This is a genomic window from Methylotenera sp. L2L1 (genome assembly GCF_000744605.1).
Classification (GTDB): Bacteria; Pseudomonadota; Gammaproteobacteria; order Burkholderiales; family Methylophilaceae; genus Methylotenera.
Genome location: NZ_JQMG01000001.1, coordinates 578,590 through 596,267, shown reverse-complemented (window position 1 = coordinate 596,267; position 17,678 = coordinate 578,590). Strand labels below are relative to the sequence as shown.

The following is a 17,678-nucleotide window of genomic DNA, read 5'->3' as shown; positions in this document are numbered from 1 at the left end:
AGCACTATCTTGTAGTGTGTTATTGATAGCGTAATGCTTCAATCGGGTTGAGCATTGCCGCTTTGCGCGCAGGGTAAAAGCCAAAGAACACACCAATGCTTGCAGCTACACCAAAGGCAATCGCGACTGAGTTTGCCGAAATAATGATTTCTGCTTTGGTGATGATGTTCACCATGACGGCGGCGCCAACACCAATCGCAATGCCGATTAGGCAGCCTACAATAGAGATAACGATCGCTTCCAATAAGAATTGCAATAGAATGTCGCGCTGACGTGCGCCAATCGCCATGCGAATGCCAATTTCACGTGTGCGCTCGGTGACTGACACCAGCATGATGTTCATGATGCCGATGCCGCCTACCAGCAAAGACACAGAGGCAATTGCACCTAACAGCAGAGACATGGTGCGTGTGGTTTCAGCCGCTGAGTTGGCAATTGCCGTAAGGTTACGCACAGAAAAATCACTGTCTGAACCTTCTCTAATATTATGACGCTGGTTGAGCAGGCTGTTTAAGCCTTGTTCTACCATCGGCATGGTGTTGTCAGACTCTGCCTGCACCATAATTTGTCGCACACTGCCTGGCAACTGGTTACCAAACAGTTTACGCTGAGCGGTGGTGAGCGGCACAATAATGGTGTCATCCTGATCGCGACCGTCAAGTGTTTGGCCTTTACTCTCAAGCACGCCTAACACTACAAAAGGGCTTTGCTTGATGCGAATGGTTTTTCCGACAGGGTCTATATTGTCACCAAAGATATTTTGCACGATGGTTTTTCCCACCAAGGCGACGCGGGTGGCTGAGCGGATGTCTGATTCAGAAAACGCATAGCCGTCACTGAGGTTCCATCCACGTATATCCAGATAGCTTGGCGTGGTACCGATGATATCGGTATTCCAGTTGTTGCTACCAAAAACGATTTGCGCTTTACCCATCGTCACAGGCGCAACACCGGTTACGCCATCCAGGTCAGAAATTGCATTCGCATCTTTAACATTAAGAGATGGTGCATTGCCAGTGGCTGATCTTGCACCGCCTGCTGTGGGTGGACCAGATAGTACGACAAATAAATTGCTACCCATGGCGCTGATCGAGCGTTTGACCGCTGCTTCAGCACCTTGCCCAATCGCCATCATCAACACAACAGCACTAACGCCTATCACCATGCCGAGCATGGTCAGAAATGTACGTAAACGGTTGGCACCCATGGCGTGCCATGCTTCCCCTAGCATTGCGGTAAACATTAAATGGCCTCGCTTGTTGGTGTTGTAATGGTTGCTGTTGATGCGCTGGTCATGCCAATCTGTTTTGTGCGGGTGTCCTGCACAATCTTTCCATCCAAAAAGCGCACTTGGCGGCTGGCGTGTTCGGCAATGTCGTTTTCGTGGGTGACTAACACAATGGTAATACCTTCTTGATTGAGCTCAGAAAATAGCGTCATGATTTCTTCACTAGTGACGCTATCAAGATTGCCTGTTGGTTCATCCGCTAAGATCAGGCTTGGTTTGTTCACCAAGGCGCGTGCAATGGCAACCCGCTGTTGTTGACCGCCAGAAATTTGATTAGGGCGTGAATGCAGGTACTTTGCTAGGCCTACTTTTTCTAGCATCAGTTTTGCACGGGCATGGCGTTGCGGCTTATCAATACCTGCATATACCAGTGGTAACGCAACATTATCTAATAGGCTAGAGCGTGCCAACAAATTAAAGCCCTGAAACACAAAGCCTATGGTTTTGTTGCGCACCTGCGCCACTGCGTTTTGCTCCATATTGGCAACAGGATGGCCATCTAACACGTACTGACCTTTGCTTGGTTTGTCTAGGCAGCCTAGAATGTTCATAAAGGTAGACTTGCCAGAGCCAGATGGGCCCATGATGGCGACATAGTCACCATTTTCGATGCGTAGGTTTACATCTTTTAGCACAGGAAATGGCCCAGCGGCGGTTTGGTAATCTTTATATAAGCTACTGACTTCTATGACACTATTTTGCATGGCTTCAACTCCCATCTAGAACATTCTTGGGCCGCGCATGTTGTTACCACCTGCTTGAGCTGATCCATTGTTTTGTAATTCAGCCACAATCAGTTGAGTGCCGACATCTACTCCTTTAGCCTGTAAATCTCTGCCAGTAATCTCTGTAAAGCGGCCATCTGTAATACCTAAACGCACTTTGATTGCTGATGGCTTATCATCTTTCAAGATATAAATGGTACCGGTGTTTAGGTCGTCACCTTTGTTTTTCTTCTTACGTGCTTCCCCATTTTTACGCATCTCGCCTTTGGGACTATCTGCGTTGTTTTCATCTAACTTAGGTTTATAACGTAGTGCTGCGTTTGGCACTAGCAAGGCTTGCTCACGCTTGCTCACACCAATATTGACATAGGCTGTCATCCCGGGAAGCAATAGTTGGTCTTTATTGTCGACAGAAACCACTACGTCGTAAGTGACCACGTTTGAAGTGTTGACTGGGTTTAAGCGTACTTGTTTAACGATACCTTCAAAGTTTCTATTCGGAAAAGCATCCACATTGAATTTGGTCATTTGCCCAACTTTAATGTTGCCGATATCAGCCTCAGCAAAGCTGGAGTTAATCTGCATTTTTGATAGATCTTGCGCGATTTTAATCAAAGTAGGTGTTTGAAAGCTTGCCGCAACCGTCTGGCCTACATCCACTACACGGTCTACTACTACGCCAGAAACCGGTGAGCGGATGATGGTGAAGTTTAAGTTGGTTTGGTCGCGAGCTAACACGCCACGTGCGCTATCTAATTGCGCTTTTGCAGAGCGCAAAACTTGCACGGCAGTATCAAGCTCTTGCTTAGAGACGAACTCTTGGGCATACAGCTCGCGGATACGCTTTTCATTCGCTTGTGCTAACTCAACCGATGCCTGATTGTTGCGCACGCTTGCTTGTGACTGGCTGATTTGTGCCATCGATAATGAGTTATCTAGCTCTAGCAATACCTGGTCTTTTTTAACTTCGTCGTTAAAGTCTACGTATAGCTTTTTAACGATGCCGGAAATTTGTGTACCTACACTCACAAGAGTCACAGGGTTCAATGTGCCGTTAGCCGATACCGTTTGTTCGATGTCACCTTGAGTGATTTCAGCTAATCTGTATACATCTGCTGGGTTTGTTTTGTTGGTGCGTTGGTAGTAATAGTATGCCCCCGCCGTCAAGGCGAGTAACACAATGATGAAGATTATTTTATTGAGTGATTTCATGGCTAATATCGTTAGTTAGTATTGGTGGTAGACGCTGAGTTAAGTGTAGCACTCGGTAATGACTGAATCATGGCATGGTCTAGTGAGCCCATCGCTTGTGCCAGTGTTGCACGGGTAATGTTGGCGTTTAGCACCGCCTGGATTTTCTGTTGCCTAGCGCTGGCGAGCGCGCTTTGTGCATTAAGCGTATCGATAATATTGCCGACCCCTGCTTTGTAACGTCCTAGTGCCACGCGGTATGATTCCTCTGCACTGGCAACTAATATCTCGGTTGCTGTGACAGACTCCGTGGCTGTACGTAAATTCTGATAAGCGCTCCACACATCAAGTGAAATTTGCAAACGCAAACGGTCACGCTGCGCTGCGCGTAAATCTGCAGTAGCTTCAGCGGCACGTATTCTGTAGGTAGGCGCATAACCATTAAAGAGTGGAATTGCGACAGTAAAACCTAAGGTTGAGTTGTTGCTGGTGTCTAACTGAGAGCCATCCTGCAGGCTGTTAGACATGGAAATTGAAATGGTTGGCTTCGCCGCCGCTTTGCTGGCATCAATGCTGGCTTGTGCTGCCTTAAGCTGTGCTTCGCTAGCAATCAGGTCTGGGCGACGGGTACTGGCTTGCTCAATGAGTGAGTTAACGTCATTTAGTATATTAGTTGATGGTTTTGCAGTATTGCTGACCAATAATACTTTCTGATTAGCGGGTAAGCCCATCACATTGGCTAAATTACCATAGGCGGTTTGTAAGTTGCCCTCACTGGTGATGCGCGTCAATGTGAGTTGTGCATAGGCAGTTTGTGCCTGTAGCTTATCAGCCGGTGTGGATACACCTGATTTATAGCGTGCCTCGGCTGCTTTGAAACTCTCACTGCTTGCACGTTCCGCTTCTAATGCAGCATCCACTGCTGCCATGCTCGCTTGTACTTGATAAAACGCTACCGTGGCAGACAGCAACACACTCTGCACTGTGCTGCTTTGGCTGGCACTTGCCGATAATAGCAATTGGCGCGCATTTTCGAGGTTTGCATTACGGTTGCCAAAATCATATAGCAGGTAACTCGCCACCAAGCTGTTGCTCAAGTTTAAGTTGGGATTACTGCGGGTGCTTGATTCTGGGCGGAGCACACTATTGTTCACTGAAATGTTATCGGTGAGCGATGGCAAATATGCAGACTTTGCAATCCCAAGTTGAGCCGCCTGTACACGAGTGCTTGCCCACACCTCGCGTGTTTGTGGATTGTTGCATAAGCTTGCATCAGCAACCTCTGCCAAGGTCAGTGGTTTTTCAAGGTTTTCCCCACTCATCAAGCCATCACAAGGCGAGCCTTGGTATTCATCAGCCAATTGCGGCAGCGAGAATAGATTGGTGTGCAAAGGGTCGTTGCGTGAAGAGTTTTTATCGGTATACCAAACGCCACCTTCGGCGAATGCATGGTGCGTGACTAGCATTAAGCTAGCCACAAAAAAGCGTTTTTTCATTTGATGTTTAGGCACAATTTTTATTTATATAGACTGAATTTTAAAGACGTTAATATCCGCAATCGAAGCTTTAAATTACACACTTTAAGAGACTAGCACTATTTAGGGTAGCCCAGTCATTGAAAAGTTCGTATTGCATAAGGGTTGCAATTGTAAATGAGAACGGTTATCATTAGCAAATGAATTGGGGCCGAATGCAAGGACTTTTACATAGTTTTACATTCGAATCGCATATTTCATATTTTTAGCCAGCCAACGGTAAATCCTCTAGCCAGCCACACAATATTTAAGGGGATTTATGATGGGCATAAAGGCATTAAGTTTACGGCAATTAGTCGCGGCTGTTGTATTAACACTAGCATCTGCCAATGCAGGTGCGCACGCTATTTGGATTGAACCGGTCGCGGGTGCATCGCACGTTTGTTTTGGTGAATACGGCGATAATCTGCGTGAAAAAACAGGTGGTACTTTAGATAAAGTCACTGCATTAGAGGTCTCAGCTTTGACAGAAAAAAGTGGCGATAAGCTTGGCTTTACTCGCCAAGCGGATTATTTGCAGTTGACGCAAGAAAACCAACCGATGACTGATCGTCAGGCAGTTGTTGTGCAAGCGCTGGCATTTAAAGTACGGGATTCAAAAGATCCTAAAATTGGCATGTTAAAGCCTATGCAATATGCGCGATTTGCACTGGCGGATGCAGAGCCTGCATCTAAGCTTGCACTGGACATTCAGCCGGTGGGTAAAAATACCTACCGCTTAAATTTTCACGGTAAGCCGCTAGCAAAAGTAGCCTTAGTGGTCACTGCGCCAAATCAGTGGCAGCGTGAATTTAAAACGAATGATGCTGGCGAAATTAGTTTCGAACAGCCATGGAATGGTTTGTACGTGATTGAAACTGCCCATTTAGAAGCTGTCAAAGGTCAATTTGAAGGGGATCAATATGATGCCATTCGACATACCATTAGTTTGAGTATTAAAAAATAAATAAGTGAAACATGTAAAAAAATAATTTAACTAGCACATCAAGCCAGCCAACGGTATTTCCCTCTAGCCAGCCAGATATTTTGAATAAAGAGGAAAGTACCATGAGTTATATCCGTAGTCGTAAACACAACCCGGCGCGCATCGCAGCGCTAGTGGCAGCCACATTATCCTTTGGCGCGAATGCCGCAACTGAGTCTAATGAGGCTGCTCAGCTTCCAGAAGTGAATGTCACGGCTGCTCCTGAGGTGCCATTTAAGGCAGATGAGTCAGCCAATAATAAGTTTACTAAGCCATTGCTAGACACCACACAAACAGTGCAGGTCATTAAAAAAGAACTACTGCGTGAGCAAGGTGTGTTTTCATTAACAGATGCACTACGTAATACACCCGGCATTACGATTCAGTTGGGTGAAAACGGCAATACCTCAGCAGGCGATACATTCTCTATGCGTGGTTTTAACGCTTCTAACCAATTGTTTGTAGATGGTATTCGTGATTTGGGTGCAGTTTCTCGCGATGTATTTAACCTAGAGCAAGTTGAAGTGGTAAAAGGTCCAGCCGGTGCCGACATTGGCCGTGGTGCGGCATCTGGTTATATTAACTTGATCAGTAAATTGCCTAGCTTAAACGGCAAAAATTATGCAACAGTGGGTTATGGCACTGCGGATAAAAAACGCGCTACAGTTGATTTGAACCAAGTGATTGGTGAAACTACGGCCGTACGTTTAAACGCCTTAGCTTTTGATGGTAATGTAGATAAGCGTGATAAAGTTGATAATCAAAACTTCTCAGTTGCACCGTCGATTGCTTTTGGCTTAGGCGGTCCTACACGCTTATACCTGTACTCACAACATGTGCGTCAGGACAATACGCCTGATGGTGGTATTCCTACAGTAGGTAGAAAAGGTTTTTATCGAACACCAAGCGTAACCTCGCCAGCAACCACTCCAACAGCAGCGCAAACATTAGAGGCAGAGCGCATTAATGCTGGTGGAAAAGTTGACCGTGAGAATTACTACGGTAGCGATAACGATTATGAAAAAGTCGAAGCAGATATGATTACTGCTAAGTTTGAACATGATTTAACGCCAACTACAACGATACGCAATATTTCGCGCTATGGTAAAACTAATGTGGATCGTGTTGTAACAGGTGTGAATGCAATTTCCGCATCAAGTGCGGATGCAAACACTTGGACACTGAGCCGTTCACGTCAACGTATTGATCGTGATGATGAAATTCTGGTTAACCAAACCAGTTTAAATACTATTTTTGATGTCGCCGGGTTCAAAAACTCATTTGCCGGCGGTCTTGAGTTTATGTACGAAAGCCAAAAAAGTAAGGGCTTCGGTACGACTGGACAAACTGTTAATGGTGTAACTTACACTGCAATTAGCAACCCAAATGCAAATCTATACAACCCAAATTCGAATGACGTATTAGGCATCCCTTATGCAATTCCGGGTACTGAGACAGACGGCAGAACCACCACTGCGGCAATTTACGCATTTGATACAGTAGATTTAACTGACAAATGGCAGGTGAATGCTGGTTTACGTTACGAGCATTACAACACCAGAACGACAGCTGGCACTATTGTGACTAGCACTAACCAAGCTTCATTCCCAGGTTATGCAACAGGTTCAATCGCGCCATCAGGTGGTAGTGCTTCTGATAACTTGTTAAGCTGGAAAACAGGTGTGTTATTTAAGCCTGCAACGAACGGTAGTATCTACGCATCGTATGCTACGTCATATACTCCACCGGGCAGTGCAAACTTTGCTTTAACTTCTACAGCAAATAACCAAAACAACGGCGCACTTGATCCACAAAAAACAGATAACATCGAGCTTGGTACTAAGTGGGACTTATTAAATAATCAATTAAACGTTTCTGCAGCAATTTTCCGTACAGAGAATGATAAGCAGACTTCATTTAATGACCTGCTTCAACCTGAGCAAATCGGCCGTACCCGCGTCACTGGTCTAGAATTGTTGGCAATTGGTCAGTTAACTGAACACTGGCAATTATCAGCAGGTGTGACTAAATTAAATGCTAAAGCTTTAGATCAACAAAGCTACAGCGCAACGACTGGTATTACTACTGTAACCAATGGTGTGCGTTGGACGCCTGATTACAGTGCAACACTGTGGTCGCAATATCAGTTCAATGGCTTTACGTTTGGTGGTGGTGCACGTTATATGGGTGAACAAAAACGTCTAGTGACTGTTACAGACCCCGCAATAACCAACACGCCTAGCATTGAATCTTATGTTGTAGCAGATGCGATGGTTGCTTATGCTGTTAATAAGAATCTTAATTTGCGCCTGAATGTGTACAACATTTTTGACAAAGAATATGTTGAAACATTAAACAACGGTGGTTCGCGTGTACGCTTAGGTCTGCCACGTTCTGGAATGCTGACAGCTGAGTTCATGTTCTAATCGGATTAGCAGCACAAGCCCGCCAGCTAAACGCTGGTGGGCATTTTTTATTTTGGTGAGTTTAAATCATGATGTTACACATTCCCGAAGTGTTATCTAAAGCGGATGTCCTTGCCCTGCGCAGCGCGCTTGATGCAGGTGCATGGGTTGATGGCTCGGCTACGGCAGGCCCTTTAGCGGCAGAGGTAAAGTGTAACGCGCAGTTCTCGACAGAGTCTGCTCAATATCTTGATTTATCCCAGTCAATTGCATCGGCACTGGAGCGACACCCTTTATTTGTATCAGCCGCATTACCTAGTCGTATATTGCCGCCGATGTTTAATCGTTATGCTGGCGGTGGTACTTATGGTAACCATATTGATAATGCGATTCAGCGTGATCGGCTAACTGGTGAGCGCTTGCGTACGGATGTGTCGGTTACGGTGTTTTTATCGGAGCCGGACGATTATGAAGGTGGTGAGTTAATCGTAGAAGATACGTACGGTAGCCACGAGGTTAAGTTGCCAGCGGGCGATGCGATTGTCTATCCATCATCAAGTTTGCATCGTGTTGAGCCTGTTACATCCGGCGCGCGCGTTGCTTCATTTCTATGGGTGCAGAGTTTAGTCAGCGATGCATGGCAGCGCAATATGCTATTTGATTTAGATATGGCTTTGCTTAAGCTACGTGCTCAGGTTGGAAATACCGCAGAAATTGTGACGTTAACTGGTCATTACCATAATCTGTTAAGGCAATGGAGCAAATAATGGCACAGTCACCACTCACCGTGATTCCGCCAGATATCGTTTGTGCGGCCGATTATGAGCGGTACGCGCAGCGTTATATCGAAGCATCTGCATGGGCATATTTGCAAGGTGGTGCCGCTGACGAGATGACACTGGCGACTAACTGTGACGCGTGGGCGAGCCTCAAGCTTTGGCCACGAATGTTAGCGGATGTTGCGCATGGGCATACACGTTGTAATTTATTTGGGGATGAGCTTGCACATCCGATTATTCTTGCCCCCGTAGCCACCCAGAGATTGTTTCATCCAGAGGGTGAGCTTGCCAGTGTGCTTGCTGCTGGTGTGATGGGAGGCGCTGCGGTTGTTTCTACACAGGCATCAGTCACATTAGAAGAAGTGACAAAACAAGCCCACGGTCCATTATGGTTTCAATTGTATTGGCAGGGCGGACGCGACGCTACACTTGCACTAGTAAAAAGGGCTGAGGCGGCAGGATACAGAGCGCTGGTATTGACTGTGGATGCGCCGGTTTCTGGGGTGCGTAATCGTGAGCAACGTGCTGGCTTTAGCGTGCCAAGCAGTGCTGCACAGGTGAATGTTAAAATGCTCACCTTGCCGGTATTGCAGCAGGGCATGAGTACAGTGTTTGATGGGCTGATGCCATTAGCACCGCAATGGCATGATGTCGAGTGGCTTGCTAAACAAACTCATCTGCCGATTATCCTCAAAGGCGTGCTGCATCCTAAGGATGCTAGATTGGCGATAGAGGCTGGTGCTGCCGGTATTGTAGTGTCTAATCATGGCGGTCGCGTATTAGATAGTGCACTGCCAACGCTAGATGCTTTGGCGGGTGTTGTATTAGCCGTGGATGGTGCAATTCCTGTCTTGGTAGATGGCGGTATCAGGCGTGGTACAGACATTGTGAAAGCGATTGCGTTAGGAGCTTCTGCCGTCATGATAGGTCGCCCTTATGTACACGCACTAGCAACAGCTGGCGCGCTGGGAGTGGCACATCTTATCCGGCTGCTAAGAGAAGAGCTGGAGGTCGCCATGGCACTCACTGGCTGTAAAACGTTGGAGTGTATTAGTAGCGAGTACTTACACACAGCTGCTAATTTTAATGGTGCATGACGTCTGACTACGTTTTGTATCTCAATATTATTTAGCAACTTTGTAAATTAGCAGTTTTGTAAAATTTTTAACAATATTTTGTATTAGAGAATGATTCGAACATGGAAAAAACATTAGCACACAAAAATAGTCAGCGCGGTAAAACACTTAGACTTTTACGGAAGATTCATGGTTGGTTAGGCCTATGGGGGGCTTTGCTTGGTCTTTTATTTGGTATCAGTGGGTTTCTGCTTAACCACCGATCTGTGATGAAAATTCCTGCAGCAAAAATGGAAGAAACTGAAATTCAGTTAGCGATGGCCATGCCGTTGCCAGATAACCAAAAAGCGTTTGTAAAAGCAATTCAGACGGCATTAGACATTAAACAAGACCCTGTTAAGCCTAGGCCTAATAGAGGTGGTAATGCTGAGGGTGCGGGTAAACAAGAGCGTGGCGGAAAGCAAATGCGTGAAGGCAATTCGGGACGTGAGGGTGGTCCTGAGCGCGAAGGTGGCCAAGACCGGGAAGCTAAAGCAGACCGCGGCGGTAATCCAGAACGTGAAGCTAGGTTTATGGATAAATCCATTAAACAGCCCGAAACGTTTAAGGTTGGTTTTCAGCTGCCTAATGCTTCCATTCAGGCGGAGTATGTTGCTGGTAACCGGTTTGCCACAGTGAAACGTGAGGACGCCAATGTTTGGGCTTTTATCTCACGTATGCATAAGGGCGTGGGCGCTAACACGGCTTGGGTATTGCTTGCAGACTCAATTGCCGGCGCTATGTTAATACTCTCTATCACTGGCGTTTTATTATGGACCAAAATGCGTGGGTCACGATTAGCTATGCTTGGTCTCATTGGTGGTTCTACATTGCTTACAGTATGGATTACCATGTCCATGATGTAAGTGGCATGACGCAATCATGCCTTATGTCTGAATGATTAGTGATTGATGTAACTTTGTAGCTGTTTAATCAATTCTTTTTGGTAAGCAATCGTTTCTTTTACCAAGTCGCCAATTGAAAGTACGCCAATCACTTTATCGTTCTCAATAACAGGTAAGTGCCGAATGCGATGTTCTGTCATCAGCGACATCGCATGTTCTACTGTATCGTCGGGTTTAGCAGACAAAACCTTACTGGTCATTACCTCGTTAATCGCCGTGGTTTTTGATGATTTACCTTTAAGAATCACTTCTCGGGCGTAGTCCCGCTCAGAGAAAATACCCACCAAGTTTTGTCCATCAAGTACGATTAAAGCGCCAATCTTGTATTCAGCTAATATCACTAACGCATCAAATACAGGGCGATGAGGTGCGATTGAAATTACTTCTTTATATTTTTTACCATCTAGTAATTGTTGTAGCGTTTTCATGCTGATCTCCTCTTGTGATGCGCAAAAGTGTCGTCTAAAAAGTGTTGCAAAAAACTACAGTAAAAGAGTAAATATACACCAATAATTTTTTTTACCAATAAGGGTAATTAACTATATGGCGACTGCCGCCATTGATTGGTCAGCCCATTAGTTTAAATAGTATGATGTATTTAGATTGATCTAACAGGATGCGTGCTGATAAACCGTGCGTTAAGCTCAGTCATGGTTGCGCCTGAGTATTCATAAAAAAATCCTGATAATTATTAGTGTCATGTGCAATGGCACTAATAATTATCAGGATTAAATGGTTATCAAGCTTAAATATGCTTTTAATTATTTGCCAGACTATGCACGTATTTTGCTACAGGTCCAACCTAGCGTCATGTTAGAAAGCATGTTAATGCTCTTCTGTTACTCAGTTGGGCCTATCGTTACACCGTCGATTATCATTCAACTATGCTTAATACTTAGTGGGTTAATGTTGGTAAATTTGGTCAAATATTGCGCCATCAGCAAAATGTACTTTTTGTGCTTTCGACCATCCGCCAAATACCTCATTGACACTGAATAAGTCTATCGCTTTAAAGCGCGCTTTATACTTACTTGCCACAGATGCTAGGCTTGGCCTTAGGTAGTGGTGTGCGGCAATTTCTTGGCCAGCTTCAGAGAAGTGATATTCGACATAAGCCTGAGCAAGTGCCTGGTTTTTATGCTTTATTGCAAATTTATCAACGACAGTAATTGGGTTCTCAGCCAAAATGCTGGATGACGGATAGACAACATCAAATTTGTCACCAAGTTCCTTTTTAATTAAGTTAACTTCATTTTCAAATGTAAGTAATGCATCGCCAATCTCACGCTGAGCAAATGTAGTCGTTGCCCCACGCCCGCCAGTATCTAAAACTGGTACGTTTTTAAATAGTTTAGTCACAAAGCTTTTTGCCTGAGTATCATCGCCACCTTTTTTAATCACGTATCCCCACGCAGCTAAATAGCTGTATTTACCGTTACCTGAAGTTTTTGGGTTAGGAATCACAACACTAATGCCTGGTTTTACTAAGTCATCCCAATCCTTAATATTTTTTGGATTTCCTTTGCGTACTAAAAACACGGTAGTGGATGTTGTAGGTGAGCTGGCATTAGGTAAGCGTTTTTGCCAATCTTTTGGAATTAGTTTTGATCTGTCATACAGGATATCAATATCTGGGGCTTGGTTCATGGTAATGATGTCCGCCTCTAGGCCATCCGCTACCGATCTTGCCTGTTTGCTTGACCCACCATGAGATTGGTTGATGCTGACGGTTTCGCCAGTTTTTTGTTTCCAATAATTGATAAAAGAGGGGTTGAAGTCTTTATAGAACTCTCTTGTTACATCGTATGAGACGTTAAGTAGCGATGCGTCAGCAGCCGCATGCGCGGTGAACAGGAGACTGCTTAACGTAAATAAGCCTGCAATAATGGATTTTTTGTACATAAGGTTACTCTAGATAGATATTGAAGATTGCTTACGGTAATCATTAATGTAAATAATGTAAAAGAATAAAAATATATATGCATATAACCATGAATGCATATGTAAAAATAATTAGCAGAATCCTTTGTGGCTACTTTTTTTAATAGTAAGAGTGGTGTATATTTCTCACATCAGCAAGATGACAACATGCATCTTGCACCTTATTTTTAGTTAGCGAGTGCTGACCGGACAACCGGAAGCCAGTGTGTCGAGAGACCACTGGCTTTTTTTATTTTCTATCGCAGGTGTTGATATGTCTGACTTAACTACCGCATTGCTCAATGAAAGTTTTGATATTCCAAGTATCGTGCAGGCCTTGCGTGACGCAAGGCTTACATCGCTTGAGCATAGACATAGACGCAATAAGCCACCAAAACTGCCTTCAAGAAAGTCATTGCAAAACGTGGTGGATGGATTAAGTGCTGCATTATTCCCAAATCGTTTAGGCGCCCCAGGATTAAAAGAAGAAGGTGTCGACTATTTTGTTGGCTTTACCTTAGACACTGCCTTGCGCGAATTGAATACGCAGGTTCAGCTCGAGCTGCGCTATTCCGCAGATACTGAGCATGATAAGACGCCGAGTGTAGAGGCTGCCCTAAATAAAACACGTTCGTTTGCGCAATTTCTACCCAATATACGTCGCTTATTAGACACGGATCTTCACGCCGCTTTTGAAGGTGATCCTGCCGCCCGTAGCTTAGATGAGGTGTTAGTTTGCTACCCCGGTATTTCAGCGATTATTCACTACCGTCTAGCCCATGTGCTACACAAGCTGGGCTTGCCGCTTATCGCTAGAATTATTTCTGAACTGGCACACTCTGCCACTGGCATCGATATCCATCCTGGTGCGGCTATCGGCGAAGGATTTTTTATTGATCATGGCACGGGTGTCGTGATTGGCGAAACAGCCGTGATTGGTCGCCATGTGCGGCTTTATCAGGCAGTCACCTTGGGTGCCAAACGCTTTCCTACCGATGAACATGGGCAACTGATTAAAGGTAGTGAACGGCACCCAGTGCTTGAAGATAATGTGGTGATTTACGCAGGCGCCACTATTTTAGGGCGTATCACCATCGGTGCTGGGTCCGTCATTGGCGGCAATGTCTGGCTCACACGCAGCGTGCCGCCCAATAGCCAGATCACGCAAGCCAAAACACAAGAAGGTGCGACCGTAGACGTTGCACAGTAATGATCAATTTTGAATTTTAACCAGGAGAAATAAATGACTGATATTCATCAAGCACATACCGCATTAGGTGATGTTGCCGCACGTACACTATCGAACGCAACCAAAACTGTTCCAATGATGGGCACCATCACGCCACGCTGGTTAGTGCACTTAATGCAATGGGTGCCAGTAGAAGCCGGTATTTATCGTGTGAATAAGGTAAAAGATCCAAGCGCGATTGAAGTGGATTGTTCAGCAAAAGATGAGCGTGATATTCCAGCGACTTTTGTAGACTATGAAGAGTGGGGCCGTGAGTATGTGTTGAATGCTGTGAACACAGCAGTTGACGTGCATACCCGTGTTTCCGATTTATACAGCAGCCCGCACAATCAAATTAAAGAGCAATTACGCTTAACCATTGAAACGGTGAAAGAGCGTCAAGAAAGCGAGCTCATTAACAACAAAGAGTATGGTTTGTTAAATAACGTTGCCGACACACAAAAAGTAAAGTCGCGTACTGGTTTCCCTACACCAGATGACTTTGATGAATTGCTCTCAAAAGTTTGGAAAGAACCAGCATTCTTCTTAGCGCACCCACAGGCGATTGCTGGATTTGGCCGTGAGTGCACACGTCGTGGCGTGCCTCCACCAACCGTAGCATTGTTTGGCTCACAATTTATCACATGGCGCGGCGTACCGATTATCCCTTGCGATAAATTGAAAGTGACGAATGGTAAAACCAACATTTTATTATTACGCACAGGTGAAAGCCGTCAAGGTGTGGTTGGTTTGTATCAACCAAACCTACCAGGCCAACAAAGCATGGGCTTATCTGTACGCTTTATGGGCATTAACCACAAAGCGATTGCTTCATACTTGGTTTCACTTTATTGCTCACTAGCAGTGCTGACAGATGATGCAATTGCCGTATTGGAAAATGTTGACGTAGGCAACTACTATGACTACAAGTAATGGATATTCATCAGGAATAGGTGACTTATCATCGTTTGAGCCAGAAGCTATTCTGGCCTCTGTGCCCGGTGAGCATCCACGTATGGCTGCCAGCCTAGCTTTGGGTAGACAGGCAAGTGAGACTGGGCACTTTGATGTGGCTGAGTTGAGCCGGATTGTGAATGAGCTGTATGCAGAGGGCTTTCCTGCGGGCTCGCCTTTGGATGGTAAAGAAAGCTTTCCCTCTAATGCTTCACTCAACCCACTAGCCGTGAATGCTGTGGTGCCTAGTGCTAATGTTGCGACTGACCCTGCACAGGCATCGCCATCAGGTTTGTCTGCCATCCCCAGTGTTGCCTCTGGTGTGCAAAATGCTAACCCCACAGATGTGGTGAATACTGGCTATGCTAATCAGCTGCCTGTTAGTGGGGTTGTGGATATCAGCCATTTAATAGGTGGGATTGATGACCCTTATCAGGCAGAACTCAATCAGCTGTTAGGTGATCTGGGAGGTAAGGCCGATATCAATAGCGCAGGCGCTAGTCAAACAAATACTAGCCAAGCCACTGCATTGCCTTATTACTTCTTGCAGGGAGCGTCTCACCCACAGGGTGCTGTGGTGGCAACTCCGGCGCGTAGTGCGCATCCTCCATTTGATGCGCATTTGGTACGTAAAGACTTTCCTATTTTGCGTGAGTTGGTGAATGGGCGTCCTTTGATTTGGTTTGATAACGCGGCTACTACGCAAAAACCACAGGCGGTGATTGATAGAATTTCATATTTCTATACACATGAAAATTCAAATATTCACCGTGCGGCACATGAGTTGGCAGCGCGTGCAACGGATGCGTATGAAGGTGCGCGTGAGACCGTGAGACGATTCATCAATGCGCCGTCAGTGGATAACATCGTTTTCGTGCGCGGGACGACTGAAGCAATTAACTTAGTAGCCAAAACTTGGGGCAAAAAACATATTGGCGAAGGTGACGAAATCCTCATTTCACAACTTGAGCATCACGCTAATATCGTACCTTGGCAGCAATTGTGCCAAGAAACCGGCGCGAAGCTGAAGGTCGCACCCGTCGATGACAGTGGACAAGTATTGTTGAATGAATACCAAAACCTGCTAACTTCACGGGTTAAGTTAGTGTCATTCACCCAAGTGTCGAACGCATTGGGTACGGTGACACCAGCCGCTGAGATGATAAAGATGGCGCATCGTGTCGGTGCCAAAGTGTTGCTGGATGGCGCGCAGTCTGTGTCACACATGCGCACGGATGTACAAGCGCTAGACCCTGACTTTTTTGTATTCTCAGGACATAAAGTATTTGGGCCTACTGGGATTGGTGCATTGTATGGCAAGCCAGAAGTGTTGAATGATATGCCGGCATGGCAAGGCGGCGGTAATATGATTCAAGATGTGACCATTGATAAAACTGTCTATCATGAAGCTCCTGCCAAGTTTGAGGCCGGCACTGGCAATATTGCGGATGCGGTAGGCTTAGGTGCTGCATTAGAGTATGTTGAGCGTATTGGTATTGATAATATCGCACGCTATGAGCATGACTTATTAGTGTATGCCACCGCTGCGATGCAAAAAGTGCCAGGCTTGCATTTTATTGGCACAGCCAAAGAGAAAGCCAGTGTCTTGTCTTTTAAATTGGATGGGTTCAAGAGTGAAGAAGTGGGTGCTGCATTAAATCAGGAAGGCATTGCGGTGCGTTCAGGACACCATTGCGCGCAACCGATTTTACGTCGCTTTGGCGTGGAAACCACGGTGCGACCATCACTTGCTTTTGCTTTTTATAATACGCCAGCTGAAGTAGACGTGATGGTCAATGCTTTATTTCAGTTGACGTCACATCGCACGCCAAGTGGATTGTAATTAAGCCAGTAATTTGTAATTTAGTTGGCTTAATCGTTAAGTCGTTTTAATAACAATTAACCCTGCATATGGTTGATCACATGCAGGGTTAATTTCTTTTAGGGCTATTGAGTCATGTTTGTGTGATGCTTGGCTTTACGTTGTCTAGTGTCTACTAAGCATTAAACGGCCACCAGCCTTTTTGATTAAAAGCAGACTCAATAATAGGCTTTAGTTCATCCTTCTTAATGATATCGAACATTCTTTCTCTAGAAGCATTCGGGGTATATAGCACTTTAATTCCATGTTTAGTGGCATGTTTTTTGACTTTATATGTAATCGAATGATTCACCCACTTTGTCACCAATACAATCACTTTGGTACTTTGTGGAATCACTTTATTGCCGTCACCGCCATTTCTACCTGACCAATGGTGAATATTGCTAACCCCATAATTACCAAGTACCTCTTTAATGCCATCGACTTGGTCGCCGCCTACAATTAATACTGAACTCATGATAAGAGCCTCCTGTTTGATAGCCACACTAAATTTTGTTTAGTGATGCTATTGGGTAGTTAAAGTGTTTATTAGTGACTATTGGCCTGATTTAGTCTTGTGGAAGTCTGATTTTTTCTCTTTTTTCAATCTGTGTCACACGTCCCTCATGTAAGATAATTTCTACTGAACCATAGCCAGAGCCTTGCTTCAGTTCCTCAACAACACGCAGGATATTTTCTGATAAATCGTTACTTTTGCGTGTATAGATGCTGCTAGTTTTATATGAAGCTTGATTGAGTGACATGATTTCTCTTTACGATAAGTAATTGCAATGTCACAAACTCTATC

Annotated in this window: 16 protein-coding genes; 8 read left to right on the top strand and 8 right to left on the bottom strand. The window is 45.1% G+C overall.

Features of this window, described 5'->3' with window-relative positions; genetic code table 11:
* Positions 1-19: 19 nt before the first annotated feature.
* The 4 genes from FG24_RS02830 to FG24_RS02815 are packed head-to-tail and all read right to left on the bottom strand — an operon-like array spanning position 20 to position 4,700.
* The gene (locus tag FG24_RS02830; RefSeq protein WP_036300782.1) at positions 20-1,243 is read right to left on the bottom strand and encodes an ABC transporter permease; all 1,224 of its coding nucleotides are present in this window, start codon (positions 1,241-1,243) and stop codon (positions 20-22) included.
* Entirely contained in the window at positions 1,243-1,992 is a 750-nt protein-coding gene (locus FG24_RS02825; protein ID WP_036303879.1) for an ABC transporter ATP-binding protein, read from the bottom strand. Before FG24_RS02825 ends, FG24_RS02830 begins: the two co-directional genes overlap by 1 nt.
* Positions 1,993-2,007: 15 nt before the next feature.
* A complete protein-coding gene (locus FG24_RS02820; RefSeq protein WP_036300778.1) occupies positions 2,008-3,225 on the bottom strand; it encodes an efflux RND transporter periplasmic adaptor subunit in 1,218 nt (405 codons plus the stop codon).
* A gap of 11 nt (positions 3,226-3,236) precedes the next feature.
* The gene (locus FG24_RS02815) at positions 3,237-4,700 is read right to left on the bottom strand and encodes a TolC family protein (protein ID WP_036300775.1); all 1,464 of its coding nucleotides are present in this window, start codon (positions 4,698-4,700) and stop codon (positions 3,237-3,239) included.
* 298 nt (positions 4,701-4,998) lie between these two features.
* Between FG24_RS02815 and FG24_RS02810 the strand changes: the two genes are divergently transcribed.
* The 5 genes from FG24_RS02810 (at position 4,999) to FG24_RS02790 (ending at position 10,868) form a co-directional block, all read left to right on the top strand.
* Positions 4,999-5,685, top strand: a complete 687-nt coding sequence (locus FG24_RS02810; RefSeq protein ID WP_152553388.1) for a hypothetical protein — start codon at positions 4,999-5,001, stop codon at positions 5,683-5,685.
* Between the two features lie 101 nt (positions 5,686-5,786).
* Positions 5,787-8,129: a catecholate siderophore receptor Fiu gene (locus FG24_RS02805; protein WP_036300769.1), complete on the top strand. Its 2,343-nt coding sequence runs from the start codon at positions 5,787-5,789 to the stop codon at positions 8,127-8,129.
* Between the two features lie 68 nt (positions 8,130-8,197).
* Positions 8,198-8,875, top strand: a complete 678-nt coding sequence (locus FG24_RS02800; RefSeq protein ID WP_036300768.1) for a Fe2+-dependent dioxygenase — start codon at positions 8,198-8,200, stop codon at positions 8,873-8,875.
* On the top strand, positions 8,875-9,984 hold the full coding sequence (locus tag FG24_RS02795; RefSeq protein ID WP_051901402.1) for an alpha-hydroxy acid oxidase: 1,110 nt from the start codon (positions 8,875-8,877) through the stop codon (positions 9,982-9,984). Before FG24_RS02800 ends, FG24_RS02795 begins: the two co-directional genes overlap by 1 nt.
* 101 nt (positions 9,985-10,085) lie before the next feature.
* Positions 10,086-10,868, top strand: coding sequence for a PepSY-associated TM helix domain-containing protein (locus tag FG24_RS02790; protein WP_036300761.1), 783 nt, complete (start codon positions 10,086-10,088; stop codon positions 10,866-10,868).
* Between the two features lie 35 nt (positions 10,869-10,903).
* On the opposite strand, the gene FG24_RS02785 is transcribed toward FG24_RS02790, so the two are convergent.
* Together FG24_RS02785 and FG24_RS02780 are read right to left on the bottom strand one after the other, a co-directional pair.
* Complete coding sequence (locus tag FG24_RS02785) at positions 10,904-11,335, bottom strand: CBS domain-containing protein (RefSeq protein ID WP_036300759.1); 432 nt, start codon at positions 11,333-11,335, stop codon at positions 10,904-10,906.
* 475 nt (positions 11,336-11,810) lie between these two features.
* Positions 11,811-12,809, bottom strand: coding sequence for a sulfate ABC transporter substrate-binding protein (locus FG24_RS02780; protein WP_036300758.1), 999 nt, complete (start codon positions 12,807-12,809; stop codon positions 11,811-11,813).
* A gap of 292 nt (positions 12,810-13,101) precedes the next feature.
* Between FG24_RS02780 and epsC the strand changes: the two genes are divergently transcribed.
* From epsC to FG24_RS02765, 3 genes are read left to right on the top strand one after another with little or no spacing between them, the layout of a single operon-like run.
* A complete protein-coding gene (gene epsC, locus FG24_RS02775; protein ID WP_036300755.1) occupies positions 13,102-14,037 on the top strand; it encodes a serine O-acetyltransferase EpsC in 936 nt (311 codons plus the stop codon).
* Positions 14,038-14,070: 33 nt separating this feature from the next.
* A complete protein-coding gene (locus FG24_RS02770; RefSeq protein ID WP_036300754.1) occupies positions 14,071-14,988 on the top strand; it encodes a family 2A encapsulin nanocompartment shell protein in 918 nt (305 codons plus the stop codon).
* Positions 14,975-16,852 (top strand): family 2A encapsulin nanocompartment cargo protein cysteine desulfurase, encoded by a 1,878-nt coding sequence (locus FG24_RS02765; protein ID WP_036300753.1) that lies wholly within the window; start codon positions 14,975-14,977, stop codon positions 16,850-16,852. Before FG24_RS02770 ends, FG24_RS02765 begins: the two co-directional genes overlap by 14 nt.
* 154 nt (positions 16,853-17,006) lie before the next feature.
* On the opposite strand, the gene FG24_RS02760 is transcribed toward FG24_RS02765, so the two are convergent.
* Positions 17,007-17,348 carry a DUF2325 domain-containing protein gene (locus FG24_RS02760; RefSeq protein ID WP_036300750.1) on the bottom strand — a complete coding sequence of 114 codons (342 nt, stop codon included), beginning with the start codon at positions 17,346-17,348 and terminating at the stop codon, positions 17,007-17,009.
* Positions 17,349-17,439: 91 nt separating this feature from the next.
* Positions 17,440-17,634 (bottom strand): YezD family protein, encoded by a 195-nt coding sequence (locus FG24_RS02755; RefSeq protein ID WP_036300746.1) that lies wholly within the window; start codon positions 17,632-17,634, stop codon positions 17,440-17,442.
* Between the last annotated feature and the right edge of the window lie 44 nt (positions 17,635-17,678).